We start from the raw sequence: 23,897 nt of genomic DNA on the forward strand, positions 1-23,897 counted from the left end.
TGCAGGATATGGTCTGCGGCTGCAGTCAGTGACGCTAGAGTCTACTGCTCAAATTTATTTTGCCTGCGTTTCGTACTCCTGAAAGTTCATTGACTGATGATGGTTTTCACCAAAGTACCGGAGTATTTTGGAAAAATTATCAGCATCCAGATATCCTGGTACGGGGGCCAGCATATTCATTTTTTCATCCAGGTAAACAGTGGTCGGAAAACTCATCTGGCCCTGCAGTAATGCTACAGCTAACTCATGCGCTTTGTACTCTGTCTTAAAGTTAAACGTCTGCCCCTTTAAGGTTATAGGCTCTTTGCCCTCGGCATTAAGCTTTACGGCGTAATAATGTTTGTTTACCAGCTCGGCTACCTCTGAATCTGTGAAGGTCTCCTTGTCCATTTTTTTGCACCAGCCGCACCAGTCAGTATACACATCGATAACCATCTTGCGAGGCTCTTTTTCCATGCGGGCTGCAGCCTGCTCTATAGTTAACCACTGTATCTTGGCACTAGCTTCCTTGGCTTTGGGAGTAGGAGTTTTTGCTGTGGCTGCTTCTACTGCAACTGATGTGTTGTCGGCAACGGCAGTTGCAGTAGGGGTTTTGTTACTGGTGCAGGCTGTATAAAATAGTGGCAGTGCCAGTAGGGAAAGGTATATGCTTATGCTTTTCTTCATTTTTATCCGCTTTGTATAAGGCAGAACATGCCTGGTTGCACTTAAGGTTCAGGGCTAAACAATCAGCATCGGTACCTTAACAGCATGTCGTACTGCATTGATGGTAGTGCCCAGCACCAGGTCCTTCATTATCTTATGCCCATGCGACCCCATTACCAGTAGGTCTGCCTCAAACTGATGAACAATGTTCGGAATGTGCTGCTTAGGATTACCAAAGCCTAGCTTAACCTTAACGTTATAGCCCCTGCTACGAAGGTCTTCCGCATAACGCTGCAGGTTGTCCCAATCCGAGGTTGTTTCCAAGTCTTTGATATCCTGACCAAGAATCAATGCTCCAGCTGTTTCTACAATGTGTATGAGCAGGTATTCAGCAGAAGGTGTGCCAATGGCTAAGGCGTTATCAAGTACACGCTTATCTGTGTCAGTAAAATCCAGCGTAATGGCAATACGTTTGTAGGCGGGCTTATGCTCGGGCTCGTATCTTACCGCCTGGTGGTGCTTTGCAGGACGAGCGTACTTAGCGGCACCATTCACAAAAGGCTGCAGTGTAATGTACAAAAGGAGCACACCACAAGCTACAGCTATTGGTACAACCAACAGCCAGATGAGGGCTGGGTTCTCAACTAACTGCAGCCACTCTATGATCTGGTCTACCACCAGCTTTGCGTTCAACAGAACGATAGTTGTTGCGATAAGCCATGCGCCGGTTTTCATCCAGGGGCCAATTGCAAACTCACCCATGCGCTCTTTGTTACTTACAAAGTGTATGAGCGGGATAACAGCAAAGCCCAGTTGAAGACTCAGTATTACCTGGCTTAGCACTAAAAGTTCACCTGTCTGGTCTTCTCCAAAGTACAAAATCACGAATAGGGCAGGGCCAACTGCCAGTAAACGTGTGATCATGCGGCGCAGCCAGGGCTGTATGCGCAGGTTTAGGTAACCTTCCATCACGATCTGGCCAGCCAAGGTGCCGGTAAGGGTAGAGCTTTGTCCGGCGGCAATAAGAGCTACTGCAAAAAGTATAGGAGCCCATTTTGTACCCAGTAGCGGTGCCAGAAACTCATGCGCATCCTGTATCTCTGTTACATTATGGATTCCGTTCTCATAGAAAGCAGCGGCAGCAAGTATAAGTATGGCTGCATTAACAAATAGGGCCAAGTTCAGGGCCACAGCCGAATCTACAAAATTATACTTGATGGCACGCCAAATCCCTTGGGGAGTGCGGTCTATTTTGCGCGACTGTACGAGCGAGGAGTGCAGGTACAGGTTATGTGGCATCACAGTAGCTCCAATTATACCAATAGCAATATAGAGCGCATCGTGGTTCGGTATGGAGGGTATAAATCCGGTTACTAGTTCACCTACATCAGGTTTTGCGAAGAACATCTCCATTACAAAAGCCCCGCCTATAATAGTTACCAGCGCCAGCACAAAGGCTTCCATCTTACGCATTCCTTTATTTATCAGGAACAGCAGCAGGAAAGTATCTAATACTGTTAAGGAAACTCCCCAAAGCAGCGGCATACCGAATAGCAATTGCAGCCCAATGGCCATACCCAACACCTCAGCCAGGTCGCAGGCGGCAATAGCAATTTCGGCTAACACGTATAGCGGAATATTAATGAAGGAAGGATAGCTTTCACGGGAAGCCTGAGCCAAGTCTTTGCCACGTACTACTCCCAGGCGGGCGCTCAGGCTTTGCAGCAAAATAGCCATCAGGTTCGACATCAGCAGCACCCACACCAGCTTATAGCCAAACTGGCTGCCCCCGGCAATATCGGTTGCCCAGTTGCCTGGGTCCATATAGCCCACGCTAACCAGATAGGCAGGACCTAAGAAAGCCAGCAAACGCCTCCAGAAGCCAGTTGGCTTTGTGGTGTCGATGGAGGAGTGTACTTCTTCAAGCGATCTGCCGGTGTGGGTTTCCTGCTGTAACATACGTGATCTGAGCTTTAAGTTAGGGGCTATTTTACTGTATATTAGGCAGATAAGTAGATATTCCTGCATACTTCGTTTGAAAGGAGAAGCTGCTTTTTACCGTTTAGCTCTACCTCCAGCGAATTGTCGTACAGAATTTTATCAGTAACTTTTATATGCGAACCGAGACCTATACCTAGCTTGTCAAGGTACTGCAGGAAGAGGGGTTGCGAGTCGTTTACGCCTACTACTTTACCTTCGTCGCCTGTGTTCATCTCGCCCAAAAGTTGTTGCTTTTTCAACTTCATTTCCCCGTTTTCTGTAGGGATTGGGTCGCCATGAGGGTCGAACTTTGGGTAACCTAAAAACTCGTCCAGCCTGTTGGTTAGTAGGGTAGAGGAGATGTGCTCCAGTTCTTCGGCTACTTCATGCACTTCATCCCAGTTAAACTTTAGCTTTTCTACCAGAAACGTTTCCCACAGTCTATGTTTTCTGATGATCTGCAGGGCTACCCGCTCTCCCTGTGGAGTAAGCGACACACCCTTATACTTTACATAGTTAACAATATCCTTGGCGCTCAACTTTCGGAGCATATCAGTAACAGAGGCAGCTTTAGTTTCCAGCACCTCTGCAATTGCGTTGGTGTTGACCTCCTGCTGGCCATTGTCTGATAGCTTGTAAATGGCTTTAATGTAGTTCTCTTCTGTATAACTATGCACTTCCGTATCTAATTGATGTAGTTAGAAAGTGGAAATCTGAAAATGCCCAAAGCGAAGTTAGGATAAGCTGTCAAAGCATAGAAAAAGCCTAGCAATCTTAAGCCACTTTCACATTTCCACAACAGATATTCTTACCAGCGGATTAATGCTGAGGCCCATGTAAAGCCACTGCCAAAAGCTGCGAGGCATACCAGGTCTCCTTCCTTGATGCGGCCTTCCTCATAAGCTTCACTAAGAGCAATAGGCACAGAAGCTGCTGTTGTGTTGCCATACTTTTGGATGTTGCTCATTACCTTCTCGGTTGGTAGTCCCATTTTCTGCTGGATAAAGGAGGTGATGCGCAGGTTTGCCTGATGAGGAACCAGCAAATCAATATCTTCCGGCTTATATCCGTTCTTGTTCAGAGCCTCTTCGATTACCTCTGGAAAGCGTGTAACAGCGTGCTTGAACACCATATTGCCGTTCATGTAAGGGTAAACACTTCCATCGTCGATCATCTCGTGCGTGAGTCGCTCTTTCTTGTTGCTGTTAGGAGCGGTAACAGCAAGTTCTTCTGCAAACTCACCATCAGCGTGCAGGTGCGTAGACAGTATTCCTTTGTCGTTGCTGTCGGATGGGCTAAGCACTACGGCACCAGCACCGTCTCCAAAAATAACAGACACACCACGTCCGCGTGTAGAGAAGTCCAAACCAGTAGAATGAATTTCTGAACCTACCACCAGTATATTGTTGTACATTCCGGTCTTGATGAACTGATCACCAACCGAGAGGGCATACACAAAACCAGAGCATTGGTTACGAACATCCAGTGCAGGTATATTTTTTAAACCAAGTTCGCGCTGCATCAATACACCGGAGCCTGGGAAAACATAGTCTGGGCTAAGGGTGGCAAACACAATCATGTCGATGTCCTTTGGCTCCAGCCCAGCCATTTGAATGGCTTTTCTGGCAGCTGCGGCACCCATATTGGCAGTTGTGTCTACACCTTCCTGAAAATAGCGGCGCTCCACGATACCTGTGCGCTCACGAATCCACTCATCCGAAGTGTCCATCAGCTTCTCCAGGTCTTTGTTAGTTACCACATTTTCAGGTACGTAGTGGCCAACGCCTGCAATTCTAGAATTACGCATATTTATAGGATGTATTTAGTGACAAATATACTAGTTTTTGATACTTTAGGCTAGTCTAAAAATAAAATTTAAAACTATTAATCAATCCTTAAGATTGGCTTAATTAATTCAAGCAGTTTTATCTCTTCCTGATCCCAGAAAATATCTTTAGGTATACCAAAAGAATAAAACTGCTGTTGCCGTATACGGTGCAGTAAATCCTCTGGGCTGATCTGCTTGAAATCTATCGATATGCCTGCGCGATTAGCCTCCGTTATACTTTGCCAAAGCGGGTTTTGCTGTACCAGCATAGGTAAGGCATACGCCATATACTCATACAATTTTGTAGGGATACAACGCTCCGTACTTGGGTTAGGCTGATAAGGAAGCAGGCCAATGTTGCTTTCTTGTATACTTTGCAAAATCTGTTGGTGTGGCACTAGTTTATCTCCCCCTATCAGCTGCACATAGGGCAAATTTGAAATTAGCTGTTGTAGCTGCTGTAGTGTTTGCTGGCGCGAGCTGTACCCTATGATAGTAAGAGCAGTGGAAGCATCCAGCCGGTGCAAAGACGTTGCTAACTCAACTGCCTCAAATATGCCATAAAGCTCTGATATGGTGCCGGAGTACAAAAGTTTGAGAGGCTGTTCTCTTAGTCGTACTGGAGTTACCGGCACATGGTAAGTAGGAGCCTGCTTGTACTTGTTCCCAATTACGGTATAATCACCTTGTGGCAGGAAACGCAGTTCATCGGCATAGCTTTGCTCCGCCAACAGAAAATGCTCTATGGCAGGGGCCGTTTTAGACTCTACCTTACCTACTCGGTAAGCTAATATCTGGCGGAGGATAGGAGGGTAGTTCTGTTGGGATGTCAGGTTGAGCGTATAGTTTTCCTGCACATCATAAATTAGTTTTGCGCCATGCTTCTGACAGTACCGTTGGCTAGGCAGCAGTAGTTCGTGGGTGCAGGCAATGATAAGATCTGGCTTAAGCTCGTGAAGTAGTTGCTCGTACTTGCCCTGTACCAAAAAGCGACTTAGACTGAGGCGCTTGAAATTGAAAAGAGGATGGAAGTATAGATTTTGTGGTGTACCATAGGGCTGAGGTGCTTGGAAACCTACAATATGAATTTGGGTTTCTGAAAGCTTGCTTAGCGACAGTCCCAGTTTTTCGTACATCCGGGTGTCGTTTATGGGCTTTAGCAGCGAAGCAATCAGGATTCTCTTTTCGGACATCCATCAAAAATACTTACTTTTACGCAATATTGAGTAACTAGCATATTTTGAAAATGGAGCTAAGACAAATCATAGAGCAGGCATGGGAAAACCGTGAGCTGCTAAAAGAATCAAATACCGTTGAAGCGATTCGCTCAGTTGTTGAAGAGCTGGATAAAGGTAACATACGTGTTGCTGAGCCTAACGGTGATGAGTGGACAGTGAATGAGTGGGTAAAAAAAGCTGTGCTTTTATACTTCCCGATCCAACAAATGAAAACCATAGAGGTTGGTCCTTTTGAGTTTCATGATAAAATTACTTTGAAGCGCAATTATGAGCAACTGGGAGTACGTGTAGTGCCTCATGCAGTAGCTCGTTATGGCTCTTTTCTGGCTAAAGGCGTAGTAATGATGCCATCTTATGTGAATATTGGTGCTTATGTAGATTCTGGCACCATGGTAGACACATGGGCTACAGTAGGAAGCTGCGCACAGGTTGGTAAGAACGTGCACTTAAGTGGCGGTGTAGGCCTGGGTGGTGTATTGGAACCAGTACAGGCAGCTCCGGTTATTATTGAAGACGGTGCCTTTATCGGGTCAAGAAGCATCTTGGTAGAAGGTTGCCGCGTTGGTAGAGAAGCCGTAATTGGCGCTGGTGTAACGATCACGGGAAGCTCTAAGATCATTGACGTTACGGGCAGTGAGCCGAAAGAGTATAAAGGTTATGTACCTCCTCGTTCCGTTGTTATCCCTGGCTCTTACACCAAGAAATTCCCTGCAGGTGAGTTTCAGGTGCCATGTGCGCTAATTATTGGGCAGCGTAAAGAAAGCACAGACCTGAAGACGTCTCTGAACGATGTTCTGCGCGACCATGCGGTAGCTGTTTAGTAGCTATTAATTTTCTTTTAAAACAAAGCCCCCTGGAGCTACAGCTGCAGGGGGCTTTGTTTTGTTCTACAAAAGGTTTGCTCTATTTGCTTAATACTAACTTCATAGTCTGAGATCTTTCCTGAGATTTTACCCTAACAAAGTATAACCCTCTTGGCAGGTTTTCTCCGTCAAACTCTATTTTGTTGATCTCGCCAGCTACGGCATCGCCTTGCTTCAAGTCCAGCTGTGCACCTTTGCTGTCGTAAAGTACCATTGTGTACTGGCCTCCCTCCAGCAGAGAGAAATAGACTGCAGTTTTTGAGGAGAAAGGATTAGGGTATGCGGTCCAGTCCATGTAAACAGGGCATACTTCAGGTGGAATGCCATCAGAAATCTGTACACCCACTGCATGCGTCTCATTGGAGGCAAGCACTACAGCGTCTGATTTATAATTAGCCTTACTGCTTGTTACGTTGTTGTAGCTACCATCTATTAAGGTTCTGACCGGTCCAAATGCTATACTGGGTGCAGCCGACTCCTTGTAAACAATGTTGCCTCCATGCTCCTGCGAGTTGGTGTAAATGACTTTAAGCTTACCAATCTCTTCATTCAGAATAACAATTGGCCTTGTTCCGGACTGTGATACCTCATAAAGGTCGTCCCACGTGCCGGAAGGCCGGCGTACCAGGAGAGCTATTCTTGGATATCCTTCTTTGTTATACTCTGTTTTCACGGCACAGTATAAAGTGCCATCGTCAGCAATAGCTAGGTTTAAGTGATCATCTGCCATACCCAAACCTACATTTAAGGCAGATTGTGAAGCTGGTACTTCATCCTCAGACCAAGCAGTAGGGTCTGCTCCATCTGTATGTGTTCTAAAGCCGAATCTCTGTTTGTTTAGGTTTGACCACATAACACCAACTTTACCAGGCATAGCTACTACAGCCGCAATGTCATCTTCGGTTACCTCGGTAGCCAAGGTGATGGGATCACTCCAGGTAGTGTACGGTGAATCACTCCAACGCACTTCAACGCTTGAGGTAGCATCAGATGCTAACCACATTCTTCCCTTGCTGTCTATGTCAATAGTTGCCGTTTCTGCTCCTCTGTCCAGCCTCAGGCTCGATGGTTCTGGTCTTTTAGACCAGAACCTGTAGGTGTTTTGTGCAGGAACATGTTCTAGTGATGTGAGGTATATTAGGTCCTTTCCTCGGTACAGAAGTACGTGGGCCACATTGCCTACTACCTTACAGTCGGCGTTGTAGGTAATACTGGAGAGGGTAAGCACCCGTGTCCATTTCGTGTCATCAAGTCGCCATAAGTGTGTGCCCTCTGCGTCTGCTAACACTGTCCAGGTCTTACAGGCGTGAGTCCATACCTTAGATTGCGGTTTCTCACCTGTGTTCTTTGCAACTGGTAACGGAACTAATTCTGTTACAATATCCGGCCCAGGAGGTTCCTGAGAGAAAGCATGAAGAGAGAAAAGAAAAGCACAAAAAAGAAGAGTAAATCTTTTTACCATAGCAGGGCGATTTGTAGTTAAGCGATAATCTGTTGCGTCATTACTGGTTTCCAACATCTACTAGGGTCTGGGCAAAATTTTGCCAAAGACCCTGTTATGCCTATAGGGATATAGTTTAGTAAAATAATAATTGGAGTTTGGTTGCTAAAAGTAACTATGAGCATGTGTGCTTGCTTATATAGTATATGTGTTTTCTCTTATTTAGTTGTGATAATTCCTTTTAATTTTTGTGATTTTACAAAAATTAACGTTAAGCTATAATTAGTTTTACTTTTGAAGCAATTAGGCTGAGATGTCTCTACTGTGGATAGGTAGCAAAGAAGAGAGTGGTACTAGAAATTTACACAGTGATAGAGGGAGGATAACTATCATTTATAATAAGTTTCAGGATGAGGCAATTGACACAACTTGTTCTGAGTTACTCTTTTGCAGTGAGCGGCTTTTAGGTGTTTTAAAGTTCATAATTTTCCTGAAGTTGTGATCCATGATAGGGTACTGCTTAAAGCGCAGGAGTTTGTAGTTAAGTGCCTGAAGCTTAAGTTGGTTTTGTATGGCCTCCTCGGAATTAGTTCGTAAAAAAAATACGTTTGAAGAGCAATGGTAACAGCTTTTTCCCAAAGTAGAAGATACTCATTAAAACGTTGACCCTGAATGAGGCTAGACTAGTGCTGTTTTAGTTAACAATGCAATGATAAGGCACAAAAATCTCTAAGTGCTCTCCTGTTATAAATTTGTTACTGGTAATAGAATTAGAGTGTTTTCTGTATGCAGCTAGTGTCTCTGGTGTACATGCAATGGGATAGCTGCGCGCAATCCTGACCCACATTTCCCAGTCTTTGCCATAGGTAATGCTATAAAAGCCGCCTAATTTTTCGTTCACTTCTCTACGTACAGTTATGGCAGCATACAGTATCTGTTGTCGTTTGTCAATTCTTAACAGCCAGTTTGGAATTAGTCCGGCTTTGGGCAGTTCTTTACTCTTTTCAGATACTCTCTCGTCAATACCGCAATACCTGCTGAAGGCTGCTCTTGCTTCGGGAAATTGTTCGAAAAGGGCTGTAATAGCACTGTAATAACCCTTTGATACCAGATCATCACCATGCAGAAGATGAACAAGCTGCCCTTTGGAGCGGTTAAGGCATGTCTCGGAGTTGTGTAGGCTACCTACCTTTTTTTCTTGCCTGAAATAGTTTACTCTTCCCTTTCCTATTTGCTTAACAATGGTCTCTACGTCTGCATCTGTACTGGCATCATCTACCACCTCAATTTGCCTTAGTTCTTCAGGATGGCACTGGCTTAGCACGCTCTTTGATGTCCCTGGCAGGTATTTGGAGCAATTGTATGCCGGAATCATAACAGACCATCGAGGTACTTTCCCTCCAGGAGCCTGGGTAGAATGGTAGGAGGTGAAGAAGTATAAAAGCCATGTAAACTTTAACTTTTGATGGAGCCTTAAAGCACTTCAAGCTTTAAATGTAGGTAATATGTATAATTAAATTAATACTAGCTGAAGTACAGGCTTATAAGGGCTTCTGGTGAATTCTGGCTTAAATAAACACAGTATTATCTTAGATAAAACATGATGTAGAAATAAAATGCTCAGGGAGCGAGCATGAAGTGCTGTCCCTGTGCATTTTATTGTAAAACATACAATACCCTAATTTGCTAGTTGCGGATTGTATGCATTGTAAAGTATAAGCCTATTTGTTTAGCATCAGCCTTACTGTTTTAGTTTTGTAAGGAGTTATAAGTCTTACCAAATACAGTCCTTTCGGAAGTGCTGAACCATCAATTTCCACTTTATTTACCCCCCCAGCTACCCCTATACCTTGCTTCTCAGCACTCACTTGATTGCCCTCTACATCGTACAGGACGAGAGCGTATTCATCGCCCTCATCAAGAGTAAAGTTTATAGTTGCCTTATACTGGAATGGGTTGGGGTAGGCTATGAGTTCTTCTTCTGCTGCTTTGGTCGCTGCAACTATATTGCTTGTTGAGGTCGCAGAAATCTCATCAGATGCCAGTACAGAGTATGCCTGATTACTTGACGAAGCAAAGATGACAATATCAGAGCTGTAGTTGTCCTTCATACTTGTGGCGTAATCACAGGTTTCGTTTATCAAAGGTAGTTCTGCTCCGAAAGAAATGTTGGATGTATGTGACTCTTTATAAAAGATACCCGCAGCTCCACGTGCGGCATACACAATCTTCACTTTGCCTAATGCCTCATTCAAGATTACTATTGGCCTGTTTCCATCGTCAGAAACTCCGTACAAACTGTCCCAGCTACCTGAAGGGCGGCGTACCAGCATGGCTATCTCAGGGTTTTCGTCTCTGTAGCCTGTTTTTACAGCACAGTATAACGTGCCATCGCTGGCGATAGCCATATTCAGGTGGTCGTCTGCCATTCCATCACCACTTTCAATAGCAGAATGACCGGCAGGTACCTCATCCGCAGACCATGATGCGGGGTCTGTGGTATCGTTGTGTGTTTTAAAACCAAACCTCTTCGTATTCTGGTTAGACCAAAGTATACCTGTCTTCTTTAGAGCTGGCATATAGATTACTGCACTTATGTCATCGCTCGTGATGCCAGAGAAGATAGTAACAGGGGCGCTCCAGCTAGTATATGGTGCATCACTCCATCTGGCATACACGTTATTGTTACCGTTGGACACCAGCCACATTCTTCCGTTTCCATCTACATCAATGGTGGCTGTTTTTACCCCCAGGTCGAGCTGCACTGTTGTTTTAGCGCTTCTTTGTGACCAGGTTTTATAAGATGCTGAGGCGGCGTCATACTCAACCGATACAAGCTCTGATGCGAGGGACTCACCTCTGTATAGGAAGATATGGACCACGTTATCGACCACTTTACAGTCAGCTTTTGTGTACGCGCTTGTCGTAATTGTGGAGACTTTGGTCCATGTGGTACCATCAAGACGCCAGATGTGTGTACCTGTACCGGTTTCAGGTAAAACAGCCCACCATTTCCCTTGATAAGTCCAAACTTTAGACTGTGGCTGATCACCTAAATTGATATGTACAGGTACAGTGCCAAGCTTAGTTACAGAAACAAAACCTTCGGTTCCGCTGCTTGGCTGTATCGTATAAGTCTCACCTGAAGTATAACCTGATGCTACGGCATTGCCTGCTGCATCCTGAATGCCTGTTCCGCTATTTTTTAAATCTAGGCGTAGTGTCCCGTTGCCCTCAATGCTGTTTACAGTAACATCGAAGGTAGTGCCACCTGTACCCGAAGCAGCTACAGATGCTATGGTGGCTGAGAGGGTGCCTGATGTAACTGTAGTCATGAAGTCATCTTTGTCTACACCACTAACACTTTCAGAGAATGTAGCTCTATAAACTACCGAAGTAGCACTTGTTGTGCTGGTTGTAGGAGACTGACGCTTTATACTTACTACAGTAGGGGGCGTCTGGTCTGTCGGATTTTGAGTGAAGTTAGCGGTGATGCTCTTGTCGGCGTTCATGGTCACCGAGAGCGGGTTTGTGCTGCCCGAGGCGTCTCCGGACCAGCCGGAGAACTGGTAGCCCGACTGCGGGGTGGCCGTGAGGGTGACGGTGCTGCCGCTGGCGTAGGAGGCCTGGTCGGGGCTCTTGGCCACCGATCCGCCCGAGGTGGCGCTTACGGCCAGGGTGAAGCTCTGCTCAGGGGGCGTGGTGCCCTGCTCGGTGACGGTGAAGGTGACGGTCAGGGGCGTGCCGGCCGTGCCGCTGCCCTTGGCCCCGGAGTACGGGGTGGCCTTGAGCGTGTAGGTGCCTGTTGCCGGCGGGTTCCAGTTGCCGTAGTAGTAGTTGCCGCTGCCGTTGTCGCCGTGCAGGGCGTAGGGGGCCGCGTTGTCGGTGTAGGTCTTGCTCTGCGTCCCGCTCAGCTCGAACTTCACGCTGCCCACCGTGGCCGGCGAGGTATTGGCTCGGACGTTGAGCTTGGTGTGGGGCAGGTCCGCCAAACTTATGACTTCCCCGTCTGCGATCGTACGGATGTCCAGTTCGGTGTGGGAGTCAACTAGGGTAAAGCTAGTGACTTGTTGACCCTCTGTCTGGGTGGAGAAAAGACCACTAGTATTTGAATTTTCCCAAGCATTCTCAAAGGGTGCATAAATCTCTCTTGCTACTACATCAGCAAAGGAGATTATACATACAATGAGGGTCAGCATAATTGTAAACTTGTTTTTCATGAATAACAGTTTTCTTGAGTTAAAACATTCTTTTATTGTACTATGATTGTTATGATTAATAGCAGTGCAAGTAGACTTTAGGTAGGTAAAATAGCTTTGGAATAGCTATACGTAAAACTTAACATAAGTATAACATTATGTGATCGTTTTGTATTAAATATATTCGAGATTAAATGCTTTACTTAAAAAGTACTATCAAAATGAATCATATGACTTCTTATTGTTAGTGAAGTGATGATGGTGATTTATGATTCTAAAAGCTTGATAAATAATATTTTGCATAATTTTAGGGTCTTTGCTGAGAATAAGAGCTGTAGTAGCATCAACCTTTTTTATGAGAGGAGAGGTGTAGAGCAAAATAACTGATAATGTATTCTATATTATACTTTGCTGCTGTCTGTATAGCTTGATGGTTGTGATTATTATTTAGTATTCTTAAGAATACATTCTAAAATAAAGTCCAAAGCGCTGGTGCATAAAACTATACTGCTTACTTTACCTTCTGCCATCCATGGTACGAAATTGTGGCGGAAGCATTCTAGTAAAGCTAATAGGAACTGTACAGTCGTTCCCGGTATAGTACCGGATATTACGTAGAACCTGTTCCTGCTGGGCAAATTCGTACTCACTCTTCTTCAAGACCTGGCGTAGACTTTGGTTAGTAACGCGATGGTCCAGTAGCACTTCATTCCTATTATGAAGAAGGTATTTTCGGGTGAGTTGCCAGAACAGTTCCATATCTTCGGAGTAAAGAGCGGTATACATGCCAACATCTTCCACTGCTTGCTTCCTGTACATTACGGTGGGGTGGTATACCCAATAGGTAAATATTAGGTTGTAGTATAAATGTTCGCTCTGGAACTTGTCTATTCTTATTTCTTGGCCATCCTCTGTAATTACCCTTACAAGTGATGATACCATCATGCACTGCGGGTGCTCAAGAAGATAGTTGATTTGCGCTTCCAGCCGGTAAGTCTTTGGATAGCGGTAAGGTACAAGAGCTAATTTTAGGAGTTGGCAGGTTATATCATTCTCCATGTTCTCTCGCTCCAAGTATGTCTCTAGCCTTTCCAGGAAAAACTTTCTTACTAGGTGGTAATGGCCATCAACTCGCACTTGTACAACTATCGATCCCGTCCGCAGTCTGTACTTGTCCTGATGTAGAAAGGAGATGGTAAACTTGCTCTTTTAAATACATCTTATGTAGTAGAGCCTGATCTTTATAAAGCTGTAGTTCTTTTCTAAAGCTTTCCTCAAAGCCGCCCACTTTCACTAACACTTTCTTTGTGAACTTTAGTCCGGAGGGGCATGGCGCAGCACCTGATCCCAGCGGGTAGAGGTGGGGCAGTAACTCTGTCGGCAGGTAGAGCCTGTCTTGCGGTGCTCCTATAGGCATAAGTTTATCTTGCTTCTGTGTGTCGCTCCTCCAGCGGTACCCATATAATGAGGCTTCAGCATCCACAGCTATAGCTGGATGCTGCTGGAATATATATAGTGCTTAAAACTGATGCTAAAGATTTGTTATAAAGTTGTAAGTAGATCGAATTTGCAAAGTAAATACTTGCAGTTTGCTTCCGCTAGCCTTGCATTAGGTTTTAAGTTGTTGATTTACAGATATTAGAATATTTGTGATATTTCTGGCCACTCAAATTTGTGATTTGAGCTGCCCCTAAATTGTAATTCTTTATATTCCTAGCTGTCAATTTAATATAGGACAATTGTTGCCCATTATTAAAAAGTACAGTTACGGCTTTACTTCTTTTCATGAATATAGGAGAGGTGTCTTAATCTTAATAAATTGTGTTTGATTCCAAGCTCCAGTCAATTGCCATGTAGGCTGGGTCCTTGGAGTAGCTTCAAAATGTTCTAATAATAAAACAAGATTTAATTTAGTGAATATATGACTTTTTTGGTTCCACAACTTGTGGAATATGTTGTATTTATAAGAAGATGTGGCTATTTATAAAGATTCTTAGGGGGAAATTGGTAAATGGTTTTCAAATCTGAAATAGGCTCCTTTATCTTTGTCACAGTCAAATGAACGAAATATGCAAATAGTCTCTAGGTTTAAGACTTTGCTTTTTAGTTATGGATCATGTTGAATTTTAGAATATTGTATTGCTTATGAAGAAAATTTTAGGCCAATCTTAATATAGTAAAAAGCATATTTTAAAATCGTTTTAATCATAATAGAAAAACAGTTATATAAGCTGCTATAACAAATTATCAACTTTATTAAATTTTATAACAGCTCAAATATCATTTTCACCTTTTAGCCAAAGAAAAATGAATTCAAGATTGAAGTATTTCCTTATGCCCCTACTTGTAGGTGCAGTGACCTACTCTTGCGAACAAAAAGACCTAGAAGAAGCAAATCCTAACGGCGAGCTAAGCGCAGAGAATACAAGTAACGCCACATCTGCGAACCTGATGTTCAACGAGACATTCGAGGGCAGCTCGGTCTTTGACGGCGCCAGGCTGCAGTCGGGCGCCAGCCACGCCTTCCAGGTGGTGGGCACGCCAGTGTTCTCGGGCTCCAAGTCGGGACGCTTCGAGCTGCGCGACTCCGACCCGGAGGCCAGCAACGGCACCCGCGCCGAGTACTTGTTCCCTGAGAACTCGGTGGGCAAGGAGCGCTGGTACTCCTTCCGGGCCTACTACCCGTCGAGCGGCTACAAGACCGACAGCAACAACGACATCCTCAACCAGTGGCACCAGGGCTCGGGCACGGGCAGCCCGTCCTCAACCTTCCGCGTGCGCAACGACCGCTTCCTGATGCGCATCGGCAACACGACCGAGAGCCGCAAGGAGTACGACCTGGGCGTGCAGGCCAAGGACACCTGGCACGAGTTTGTTTTCCATTTCGTCCACTCTAATGGCTCGGACGGCCTGGTGGAGGTGTGGCACAACGGTGAGAAGGTGCTCACGGTGAAGGGCGGCAACATGTACGACGCGCCGCTTCCGCGCTGGAAGGTGGGCATCTACAAGGACGACTGGAACGGCAGCGAGACCACCGACTCCAAGCAGCGTGTCTTCTTCCTGGACGACGTGCGCATGGGCAACGAGAAGGCAACCTTGGCCGACATGTCCTCTGCACCGGTGTCAGCTCCACAGCCATCTGAACCAGCAGCACCATCAGAGCCAGCTCCGTCTGAGCCTACTGCACCAGAGGCTGACCTTACATTGCCTGCACCTGGAACAGATCTGCTTTCTGGCGATATCACAGGCTTCACGCTGATTGATTCAGAGAGAGAGAAGGGCGTGCTGTCGCTGACAAACGGCACTACTCTTAGCCTGAGCTCTCTGGAGAACACTAAGCTGAACATCCAGGCTAATACTGCCTCGTCATTTTCGGGCAGCGTGAAGTTTGAGTTGAGTGGCGCGCAGAGCAAGTCTTACACTGACAACGCGGCTCCTTACGCCCTGCACGGCGACAACGGCAGCGGCAACTTCTACTACGGCAACTGGAACCCGCCGGCAACAGGCACCTACACGCTCAAGGCCACGCCATACTCGGCAGACGGAAAGGCCGGAACGCCTGTAAGCATTACCTTTAACATTACTGCGTCTGGTAACTCAGAGGTGAGTAGCTCAACAGAGCCTGTAACTTCTGAGCCAGTGGCCTCAGCTCCTAGTGCAAGTGCTGGCGATATCACAGGCTTCACGCTGATTGATTCAGAGAGAGAGAAGGGCGTGCTGTCGCTGACAAACGGCACTACTCTTAGCCTGAGCTCTCTGGAGTACACTAAGCTGAACATCCAGGCTAATACTGCCTCGTCATTTTCGGGCAGCGTGAAGTTTGAGTTGAGTGGCGCGCAGAGCAAGTCTTACACTGACAACGCGGCTCCTTACGCCCTGCACGGCGACAACGGCAGCGGCAACTTCTACTACGGCAACTGGAACCCGCCGGCAACAGGCACCTACACGCTCAAGGCCACGCCATACTCGGCAGACGGAAAGGCCGGAACGCCTGTAAGCATTACTTTTAATATTACTAAGTAATAGTTTGAATCTTAAAGAAGTGTAGTGACATTTGTTTTAATATAATATCCATATTTTTGAAAAAAGCAGCTAATCTTTAGCTGCTTTTTTTGTGCCTTATAAGTAGGTGGCTTCCTTTAAATAAAATGTTGGAATAATTAAACTTTGTTATGGGAGCACCGTAGTTGTTCTAGTGTTAGGATTTTAAGTTATTAGATATAAGACTATAAAGCTTTGTCAAACCTAGGTAAGGGAGTACTGCTGACAGCATTGCCTATCTTATTCACTCAAGTAGAAACAAAAAAGTTAGGCTATCATGATAGGTCTAGTGTGGCAGTAGAAGACTCAGCCACATTTGCGAACCTGATGTTCAACGAGACGTTCGAGGGCAGCTCGGTCTTTGACGGCGCCAGGCTGCAGTCGGGCGCTAGCCACGCCTTCCAGGTGGTGGGCACGCCAGTGTTCTCGGGCTCCAAGTCGGGACGCTTCGAGCTGCGCGACTCCGACCCGGAGGCCAGCAACGGCACCCGCGCCGAGTACTTGTTCCCTGAGAACTCGGTGGGCAAGGAGCGCTGGTACTCCTTCCGGGCCTACTACCCGTCGAGCGGCTACAAGACCGACAGCAACAACGACATCCTCAACCAGTGGCACCAGGGCTCGGGCACGGGCAGCCCGTCCTCAACCTTCCGCGTGCGCAACGACCGCTTCCTGATGCGCATCGGCAACACGACCGAGAGCCGCAAGGAGTACGACCTGGGCGTGCAGGCCAAGGACACCTGGCACGAGTTTGTTTTCCATTTCGTCCACTCCAACGGCTCGGACGGCCTGGTGGAGGTGTGGCACAACGGTGAGAAGGTGCTCACGGTGAAGGGCGGCAACATGTACGACGCGCCGCTTCCGCGCTGGAAGGTGGGCATCTACAAGGACGACTGGAACGGCAGCGAGACCACTGACTCCAAGCAGCGTGTCTTCTTCCTGGACGACGTGCGCATGGGCAACGAGAAGGCAACCTTGGCCGACATGTCCTCTGCACTGGTGAAGAGCGAAGAGTTAGTTGAAGATAAAGAAATCAAGTAGGCTTATTCCACTCAACCTGTTGTAGGTTCCATCATCAAAGTAATCCTGCAATTGCTCTATTTAATTTTTTTTTCCTTTCTACATACTGATGCAGTTCCTTATAGGAACATCCTTTGCTGTAATTAGCGGCATCAAAAGAGCTTCTTTCTAATAGAAGCAATCACAATTCCTATGCATGATACTAAAGAATGTATACTTGAGGAATTTTATTGGTATACCTTTTATAGGTTATAATATTCAAATAAATAATAAAAAAATATTTAGTAAGAAGGGTAACTTGTAGACTTAATTAAAGTAATATATAAGACTCAAATATTGTTATGAGGTCATTTCTCTAAGTTCAGGTGGCTCGCATTTACCGAATAGTTTTTTAGTTGTGTACTATTTTGCAGTTTAATTAAAAATATCCAAGTGTAGTATTGGTTACATGTAGTAGATTATAGGAAATTGACTGATGAAGCTTACTATTAGAAATATGCTTGGGTTGTTGTTCGCTTATATATTGATATGGAGCGGATTTGTGAGACGTGCACTGAATAAAGCCTTACAAGGTGACTACGTCCTGTCAATTTACTTCCATAAACCTACTAGAAGGGAGTTCGAAGCTAGTATCCGATGGCTCCAAAAAAACAACTTCAACTTTTTAAGCACTGCAGATCTTGAGAAGATTGTGCTACAGGAGTCACCTTTTCCCAAAGGTGCTGTAGTAATTACTGTGGATGATGGTTGGCAAAGTAATGAAGATTGTATAGCAGAGGTAGCTAAGAAGTATAAAGTACCTGTTACTATATTTGTTTCTACAGGCCCTGTGGAGGAGGGGGTATACTGGTGGTCTTATGCGCAGGAAGCAAGGAGAAGAAATATTAAATGTCTTTCCCTAAAGGCTTTGAAAAAGTTGCCTAATAAGTCACGTCTCGAGGAAATAGCTGAAATCAAAAACCTAATTTATTTAGACAGGGAAGCGATGACTATAGATCAAGTAAAAACGGTTGCAGATTCTGATTATGTATCTATTGGTGGACATAGCCACAGCCATCCTATACTTGTGAATTGTAGTGCTGAGCAGGTGCACAGCGAGATGAGTGTATCTAAAATAAAGCTCGAGTCTTGGCTTGAAAAAGATATTTCTTGTTTTGCATATCCAAATGGGGACTATGGTGAGCGGGAGATAAGGACTTTGCAAAGACTAGGATACAGGTTAGCATTCTGTAGTGAGCCAAGGCACTTAACACCGGATGTGCTAGACAAATGTTATCAACTTCCAAGATTTGGGTTTCTAGAGGGTGCCTCCTTTGCTGAAAATACCTGCCGGATGGTTGGGGTTTGGCAGCATACAGTACAAAGGTTTAAAAAACCTTCTCTAAAAGGATTGAAAGCAGAATTTGCCCCTGTACCTCATACAGAAGCCAGTGCAATAATGTAGAAGCTTGTGAAAGAATATCCTTATTGTCGCTTATCTGTGACTAGGTAGAATTTGAGCAGTTTTGATAGGAGATAAATTAAAGTATCACCCTTAGTAAACATTACTTTGCGTAGCATGAGAATACACTTCACTTCTTTCTCCCGTCGCCTTGCTATTTGGCCAACACTTCCACTTGGTGTTCATTTAAGAAGAGATGCTGATAAGCGCCCTTTTCCGCTTAATCAGGAAGGGTGTAGGATATATTCTCTTGCACGGCATGCCATCTGGAATGCTTGTCGCGCTTTTGGACTTGGGGCTGGAGATGTTATACTTGTGCCAGCCTATCATCACGGTTCCGAAGTAGAAGCTCTCTTACAGGCAGGTGTTCAAGTAAGGTATTATGAAGTTAACGATGCCTTGGAGCCAGACCCAGAAGAGCTGAAGGAGCAAATGGATCACAAAGTGCGAGCTTTATATATCATCCATTACCTGGGATTCCCACAGAATGCTGCGTATTGGCGTGAATGGTGTGATGTGCAGGGGATACTATTAATTGAGGATGCTGCTCAGGCCTTTCTAGCAACTGTTAATGGGCAGCCTGTTGGTTCGTTTGGGCATGTGGCAGTGTTTTGCCTTTATAAAACATATGGTATTCCTGATGGGGGTGCTTTATTTAGTATCGCCCCGCCTGAGCCACCTTCAAGTGTTCCTAAGTCAGGTTATTGGAGGATGCTAAAGAGGCATATAAATTGGGTAGCTGCACGCAGAGGCGAAGTAGGTTTTGTTCATATGCTGATAAAGCCTGTTTTTGCTTGGTGGAAGAGGATAAATGAGCATGCACATGCAGAGTTCGATTTAGGAAGTCCTGTGTTGCCACTTTCCAAAATGAGTAGCTATTTGATTCCTAAAATTGTTGATGAGAAATCTGCTGTTCAACGCAGAGAGAACTATAAATTTTTACTTAAGCACCTTGGGAATATGGTTCCCAGCCAGTTTGCTACGCTTCCAGAGGGAGCCTGCCCATTTGCTTTTCCGGTGCAAGTGCAAGATGCGAAGACTTTTTTAGAAAAGTTGAAGCGGAAAGGTGTAATGGGACTTTTGTTTTGGCTTAACCCTCATCCAACTTTACCGGTGGAGCAATTTCTTAGAAGCAAATCTTTACGTGAGCGAGTACTAGCGCTGCCAGTGCATCAAGAGCTTACCAGGAGTGATCTTGAAAGAATTGTTAAGGTAGTAAAAGCCTGTAGTGCTATCTCTGAAGTAGCCTCGGAACCTGTTGTTTCAGTTAATTACAGTTAGCTCACTTTCCAAATAATTACAGTATTCATCTTTCACAGTTATTGATAATATATGCAGGATAACACCACATATGAGGTTGTGAAGGTTTCTTATAGAGCAGTAGGTGTTGAAGTAGTTATTGGGGAGGGTGTTTATGACTTGCTCAATAATATTACTTTTCAGTCTGCTTGGGACAATCTCCTCGAGTCTTGTGCCTGGAGTACTGTATTCCAGAGTCGCAGCTTTGTTTCTACTTGGTATAATGTTTATCAAAATGAATATTTACCCATTCTTGTCAAAAATGAGAATGAGGGTGAATTGATAGGGCTTTTAGCCATGGCTCTGCCGTTGTCAGCCCTCAGAGAGTGTGATACCAAGACGGCTAAAGGCAGAATAGTTGGTGCAGGGCAATATGAGGCAGAGTACCAAACTTGGCTAGCACTAGAATCAAATGGGGAGTCATTCATTCAGGATGCTCTTTCAGCTATGAGAAAGCAGTTTCCTTTATGTGAAATTCAACTTCGCTATCTTCCTCCGAATACTCCTATAGGTTGGGCTATGGGCGAGTCAAAGTGGGTTAAGCGAGTAGTGTTACAGCCTAGCAGGCGTCCTCTCATGGATATGGGTATGCCTGATTTCAGCAAGCTGTTCAAGAAAAGTGAGTATAGAAATAAACTGAACCGATTAAAAAAGCTGGGCCTACTGCATTTTGAACGCATAACTGATTTTGAAACCTTCTCAGCAATTCTTCCTGAGCTGACTGTTCAGTACGATTTCAGGCAAGGGGCCATGTTTAATAAGAATCAGTTTAGGGAGAATTCTTCAAAACAAAAATTTCTTTTAGAGTTATTTGAGCAGGATCTGCTACATGTTTCTGTGCTAAGAGCAGGCAATGAGCTTTTAGCTTCTATAGTTGCTATAGCAGGCAAAAAGTGGGTGCATTTAGGTGGCATCAACATACATAGTCCATTCAATGCACATTATTATTCACCTGGGTTTGTGAATTTTCTGATGTTAGGGCAGCAGTTGGCACAGGAGGGGTATGCCGTTTTTGACTTGACACCAGGAGGTGATGCCTACAAAGAGCGAATGGCTACTAGACATGACCACGTGTATGAACTTGTGGTAACTAGTAGTTTTACATCCCATTTCAAAAGGCGCCTAAAGAAGCATATACATGATAGAATGGTGAAGACTGGGGTTAGGCCTATGAGTGTGGAGCTCTCATTAAGGAAGAAAAAGTATTTATTAAAGGAAAGGTTGAAAGCCTTAAAGCAGCCGAGAGATTTCCTCAGGTTTATTAACCAATTGGCTGGTAGTTCTAAAAAGACACCTGAAAAGCTTCTTAAGATCAGTTTAAATCCCGCTACAGCCACTTCTACCCTTGAAGTTAATGCTAATAACCTGAGTGATTTGCTGAACTATGAACCTGCTATAGGGTGCTTAACCCGCTGGGAGTTTTTGGAGGATGCAATGCGAAGGTTTGAGGTGGGGGAGACCTCGTATACCTGGAGCTTGGAAGGAAAATTAATGGCCTGTGTGTGGCATAGTGGAGGCAACGATAAAACGAATAATGAGCAGGCTGCAACTGTACTCCATAGTATTTACTTACATCCTTTTGCACAAGACAGATTAGGAGAATTTCTTTTAGCAGTAGGTAGAAAAGCATCTGAAGATAAACAAAATATTGACCTGTACCTTCTAAGCAGTCCAAGTTTGATCAACATGAACAATACACTTGAGGAATGGAAGGATTCATAAGAATCTTCTAAATAAATCCTAAACCTGTTCCAATACTACTACTATGAATAACTTACTTATCCATAAAGCACATATTAAAGAAGAAAAGGCTGTAGGTGAAGATGGTGTATTCATGTCTGAGGGATATGCTGTTTTTGACCTGCTTTATGATAAGGAGTTTCAGGACGCGTGGGATAAGTTATACGAGAACTGTGCCTGGGCTACAGTGTTTCAGAAAAGAACTTTTGTAACATCATGGTATCAAATCTACAGTAAGATTTACCTGCCTTTAATTATTTATAGAGTCGGGGGAGGCAGGCTTACAGGAATATTAACTTTAACGAAAAGTACGCGAGGGTTAATTACAGGAGCGGGCGCCGCTCAAGCAGAGTATCAAGTCTGGCTCACTTCTTCAGATGATGGAGGTGGATTCATCAAACAGGCCTTATCATTAATTAGGAAAAGGTATCCTAAAGATCGAGTACAGCTGAAGTACATTCCTGGTAAAGCTTATGTTGCTTGGGCAAAAACAGATTCTTATTGGAGTAAACGATGTTTTTTACGTGCGTTCAGACAGCCATTAATATTGGCTGATGAAGAGAAGCTTCTGGCTGAACTAAGAAAAAAGAATAGGAGAGAAAAAATTAACCGTTTAAAAAGACTAGGAGAGCTAGAGTTTAAGCGCATAAAAGACTGCAGCGAATTTACCTCCATTTTTGATGAACTGGCGCTGCAATTCGATTTCAGAAAAGAAGCTATGTTCAATAGGAGTTTCTTTCGAGATGACTCTTACCGAAAGGATTTTTTAGTTTCTCTGTTCAAAAATAACCTACTACATGTTACAGTACTAAAAGTTAATGGAGAGGTGATAGCTTCTAACGTGGGGGCTGTAGGAAAGGGGAGTGTGCACCTGCAGGGTATAAATTCGCATGCACCTTCTTATGCTAGATATTCCCCAGGCATTCTCCACTTCCTGATGTTGGGTAGATTGTTATCTGAAGAAGGGATCTTGGTTTTTGATTTGACTCCTGGTGCCGATGCTTATAAAGATGCCTTAGCAACTGATTATGCTGAGGCTTATCAAATTGATGTGGTTAGCAGAGCAGAAAAGTTAGAGATGATCTCTGCGCTAACACTAGTAGGCAAAGCCAAGGCTACTGCCTTAAGACTGGGGGTAAAGCCAGAGAAAATAAAAGGCTTGAAGTATGACTATTTACTTTTTAAAGAAAGGCTTGAAGGCTTTAAAAAGTTGGGGTTAGGAACAGTGTTATCTAACGGTTACCGGTTATTTAAGGGCGGGTTAAAAGAGCAGGTTTACCTTTTAGATGAGACTATGTGTGCAAACTCCGCAGGTAGTGCTGAGGTGATTAAGTGTTGCAGCCTGAACGACCTTCTAGCCTATGCTCCTGCTAGCCAAGATACCACAAGATGGGATTTTCTGAAAGAGGCGATGCGGAAACTAGAAAATGGGGAGCAATCATATACATGGTGCAGAGAAGGGAGGCTAATTGCGTGTGCCTGGTATAATGTTTCCAAAGAAGCTAATATGAATACACCGTTACTAAAGATGACACACTGGCAATCGGAAAGTAAAGATGACTTTATGATTTTCGGAAGTAGTATGTTGGCTACTCTTAAATGTAACCAGCTGTACATAAGCATTGATAAAAATAATATCCTGCGTAAAGTTGAAAATTTTCCTTTATTAAGAAGCAAAGGGATTTATCAGTAACTGCTTCCCTGTAACAAGTTTCTATTAGTATATATAACATATGATGTATTAAGTTCGGAAACTTATTCAACACTTCCGGGATATTAGTAAATCATTTTTTAGAACTTCATATATACTAAAATAAACTCTATTAGCTACAATGCCACGTAGCTAATTTGAAAATGCCTGCACCTTTACACTTTAAAATGTTATGTTTACTAGAAAAAAAGTATAATTGGCTTATTTGTATATAAATGTTATTAAATTATTAAATAATAAAGAATCAAAATACTCTAAACAGAGTATACTAATCATATTATTTATTGTACTTGATTAAGCGGAATGAAGTGTTGATTTATGTAAAGGTGGAGTCCAGAATCAAAGTCAAGGTATGTAGAAAGCAGTAACTTAATCTAATTTTTGCCTATGAAAGTGTCTCCAATAGCTGCGGTAGGTCAGCCTAAAAAATTACAATGGTTAGTCCGGCTTATGT

General features: G+C 44.3%; 15 protein-coding genes and 1 pseudogene. 7 read left to right on the plus strand and 9 right to left on the minus strand.

Going from position 1 to position 23,897, the window contains the following annotated elements; genetic code table 11:
• Positions 1-54: 54 nt before the first annotated feature.
• The 5 genes from PKOR_RS16445 to PKOR_RS16465 all read right to left on the minus strand — a co-directional run bounded on the left by PKOR_RS16445 (position 55) and on the right by PKOR_RS16465 (position 5,646).
• The gene (locus PKOR_RS16445; protein WP_084694822.1) at positions 55-666 is read right to left on the minus strand and encodes a thioredoxin family protein; all 612 of its coding nucleotides are present in this window, start codon (positions 664-666) and stop codon (positions 55-57) included.
• 54 nt (positions 667-720) lie between these two features.
• A complete protein-coding gene (locus PKOR_RS16450) occupies positions 721-2,604 on the minus strand; it encodes an Nramp family divalent metal transporter (RefSeq protein ID WP_046312173.1) in 1,884 nt (627 codons plus the stop codon).
• 41 nt (positions 2,605-2,645) lie between these two features.
• Positions 2,646-3,302: a metal-dependent transcriptional regulator gene (locus PKOR_RS16455; RefSeq protein WP_046312175.1), complete on the minus strand. Its 657-nt coding sequence runs from the start codon at positions 3,300-3,302 to the stop codon at positions 2,646-2,648.
• 131 nt (positions 3,303-3,433) lie between these two features.
• Positions 3,434-4,432, minus strand: coding sequence for a 3-oxoacyl-ACP synthase III family protein (locus tag PKOR_RS16460; protein WP_046312176.1), 999 nt, complete (start codon positions 4,430-4,432; stop codon positions 3,434-3,436).
• Between the two features lie 77 nt (positions 4,433-4,509).
• Positions 4,510-5,646 carry a glycosyltransferase gene (locus tag PKOR_RS16465; RefSeq protein WP_046312177.1) on the minus strand — a complete coding sequence of 379 codons (1,137 nt, stop codon included), beginning with the start codon at positions 5,644-5,646 and terminating at the stop codon, positions 4,510-4,512.
• A 53-nt stretch (positions 5,647-5,699) separates the two neighbouring features.
• Between PKOR_RS16465 and PKOR_RS16470 the strand changes: the two genes are divergently transcribed.
• Positions 5,700-6,512, plus strand: coding sequence for a 2,3,4,5-tetrahydropyridine-2,6-dicarboxylate N-succinyltransferase (locus PKOR_RS16470; RefSeq protein WP_046312179.1), 813 nt, complete (start codon positions 5,700-5,702; stop codon positions 6,510-6,512).
• 82 nt (positions 6,513-6,594) lie between these two features.
• Here the strand turns inward: PKOR_RS16470 and PKOR_RS16475 are convergent, their stop codons facing one another.
• The 4 genes and pseudogenes from PKOR_RS16475 to PKOR_RS16495 all read right to left on the minus strand — a co-directional run bounded on the left by PKOR_RS16475 (position 6,595) and on the right by PKOR_RS16495 (position 13,253).
• The gene (locus tag PKOR_RS16475; RefSeq protein WP_046314588.1) at positions 6,595-8,016 is read right to left on the minus strand and encodes a T9SS type A sorting domain-containing protein; all 1,422 of its coding nucleotides are present in this window, start codon (positions 8,014-8,016) and stop codon (positions 6,595-6,597) included.
• A gap of 673 nt (positions 8,017-8,689) precedes the next feature.
• A pseudogene (locus tag PKOR_RS16485) lies at positions 8,690-9,373 on the minus strand (glycosyltransferase family 2 protein); the annotation flags it as partial.
• 343 nt (positions 9,374-9,716) lie between these two features.
• On the minus strand, positions 9,717-12,215 hold the full coding sequence (locus tag PKOR_RS23635) for an InlB B-repeat-containing protein (RefSeq protein ID WP_052738920.1): 2,499 nt from the start codon (positions 12,213-12,215) through the stop codon (positions 9,717-9,719).
• A gap of 495 nt (positions 12,216-12,710) precedes the next feature.
• On the minus strand, positions 12,711-13,253 hold the full coding sequence (locus PKOR_RS16495; protein WP_148561728.1) for a glycosyltransferase family protein: 543 nt from the start codon (positions 13,251-13,253) through the stop codon (positions 12,711-12,713).
• A gap of 1,248 nt (positions 13,254-14,501) precedes the next feature.
• Here PKOR_RS16495 and PKOR_RS16505 point away from each other — a divergent pair.
• From PKOR_RS16505 to PKOR_RS16530, 6 genes are all read left to right on the plus strand, one after another.
• Positions 14,502-16,217 (plus strand): polysaccharide lyase family 20 protein, encoded by a 1,716-nt coding sequence (locus PKOR_RS16505; RefSeq protein WP_046312188.1) that lies wholly within the window; start codon positions 14,502-14,504, stop codon positions 16,215-16,217.
• A gap of 345 nt (positions 16,218-16,562) precedes the next feature.
• Complete coding sequence (locus PKOR_RS16510) at positions 16,563-17,273, plus strand: polysaccharide lyase family 20 protein (RefSeq protein ID WP_046314591.1); 711 nt, start codon at positions 16,563-16,565, stop codon at positions 17,271-17,273.
• A 454-nt stretch (positions 17,274-17,727) separates the two neighbouring features.
• On the plus strand, positions 17,728-18,696 hold the full coding sequence (locus tag PKOR_RS16515) for a polysaccharide deacetylase family protein (protein ID WP_052738922.1): 969 nt from the start codon (positions 17,728-17,730) through the stop codon (positions 18,694-18,696).
• Positions 18,697-18,810: 114 nt separating this feature from the next.
• Positions 18,811-19,974, plus strand: a complete 1,164-nt coding sequence (locus tag PKOR_RS16520; RefSeq protein WP_046312189.1) for an aminotransferase class V-fold PLP-dependent enzyme — start codon at positions 18,811-18,813, stop codon at positions 19,972-19,974.
• Positions 19,975-20,025: 51 nt separating this feature from the next.
• Positions 20,026-21,714 carry a GNAT family N-acetyltransferase gene (locus PKOR_RS16525; protein ID WP_046312190.1) on the plus strand — a complete coding sequence of 563 codons (1,689 nt, stop codon included), beginning with the start codon at positions 20,026-20,028 and terminating at the stop codon, positions 21,712-21,714.
• A 43-nt stretch (positions 21,715-21,757) separates the two neighbouring features.
• Positions 21,758-23,425, plus strand: coding sequence for a GNAT family N-acetyltransferase (locus PKOR_RS16530; protein WP_046312192.1), 1,668 nt, complete (start codon positions 21,758-21,760; stop codon positions 23,423-23,425).
• The last annotated feature ends 472 nt before the right edge of the window (positions 23,426-23,897 follow it).

The organism is Pontibacter korlensis, assembly GCF_000973725.1.
Taxonomy (GTDB): Bacteria; Bacteroidota; Bacteroidia; order Cytophagales; family Hymenobacteraceae; genus Pontibacter; species Pontibacter korlensis.

Excerpts from the sequence above, each read along its gene's own strand:
- PKOR_RS16465 (WP_046312177.1), bottom strand. The coding sequence starts at position 5,646 with ATGTCCGAAAAGAGAATCCTGATTGCTTCGCTGCTAAAGCCCATAAAC.
- PKOR_RS16460 (WP_046312176.1), bottom strand. The coding sequence starts at position 4,432 with ATGCGTAATTCTAGAATTGCAGGCGTTGGCCACTACGTACCTGAAAAT.
- PKOR_RS16505 (WP_046312188.1), top strand. The coding sequence starts at position 14,502 with ATGAATTCAAGATTGAAGTATTTCCTTATGCCCCTACTTGTAGGTGCA.
- PKOR_RS16475 (WP_046314588.1), bottom strand. The coding sequence starts at position 8,016 with ATGGTAAAAAGATTTACTCTTCTTTTTTGTGCTTTTCTTTTCTCTCTT.
- PKOR_RS16495 (WP_148561728.1), bottom strand. The coding sequence starts at position 13,253 with ATGGAGAATGATATAACCTGCCAACTCCTAAAATTAGCTCTTGTACCT.
- PKOR_RS23635 (WP_052738920.1), bottom strand. The coding sequence starts at position 12,215 with ATGAAAAACAAGTTTACAATTATGCTGACCCTCATTGTATGTATAATC.
- PKOR_RS16520 (WP_046312189.1), top strand. The coding sequence starts at position 18,811 with ATGAGAATACACTTCACTTCTTTCTCCCGTCGCCTTGCTATTTGGCCA.
- PKOR_RS16445 (WP_084694822.1), bottom strand. The coding sequence starts at position 666 with ATGAAGAAAAGCATAAGCATATACCTTTCCCTACTGGCACTGCCACTA.
- PKOR_RS16515 (WP_052738922.1), top strand. The coding sequence starts at position 17,728 with ATGAAGCTTACTATTAGAAATATGCTTGGGTTGTTGTTCGCTTATATA.
- PKOR_RS16450 (WP_046312173.1), bottom strand. The coding sequence starts at position 2,604 with ATGTTACAGCAGGAAACCCACACCGGCAGATCGCTTGAAGAAGTACAC.
- PKOR_RS16510 (WP_046314591.1), top strand. The coding sequence starts at position 16,563 with ATGTTCAACGAGACGTTCGAGGGCAGCTCGGTCTTTGACGGCGCCAGG.
- PKOR_RS16530 (WP_046312192.1), top strand. The coding sequence starts at position 21,758 with ATGAATAACTTACTTATCCATAAAGCACATATTAAAGAAGAAAAGGCT.
- PKOR_RS16470 (WP_046312179.1), top strand. The coding sequence starts at position 5,700 with ATGGAGCTAAGACAAATCATAGAGCAGGCATGGGAAAACCGTGAGCTG.
- PKOR_RS16525 (WP_046312190.1), top strand. The coding sequence starts at position 20,026 with ATGCAGGATAACACCACATATGAGGTTGTGAAGGTTTCTTATAGAGCA.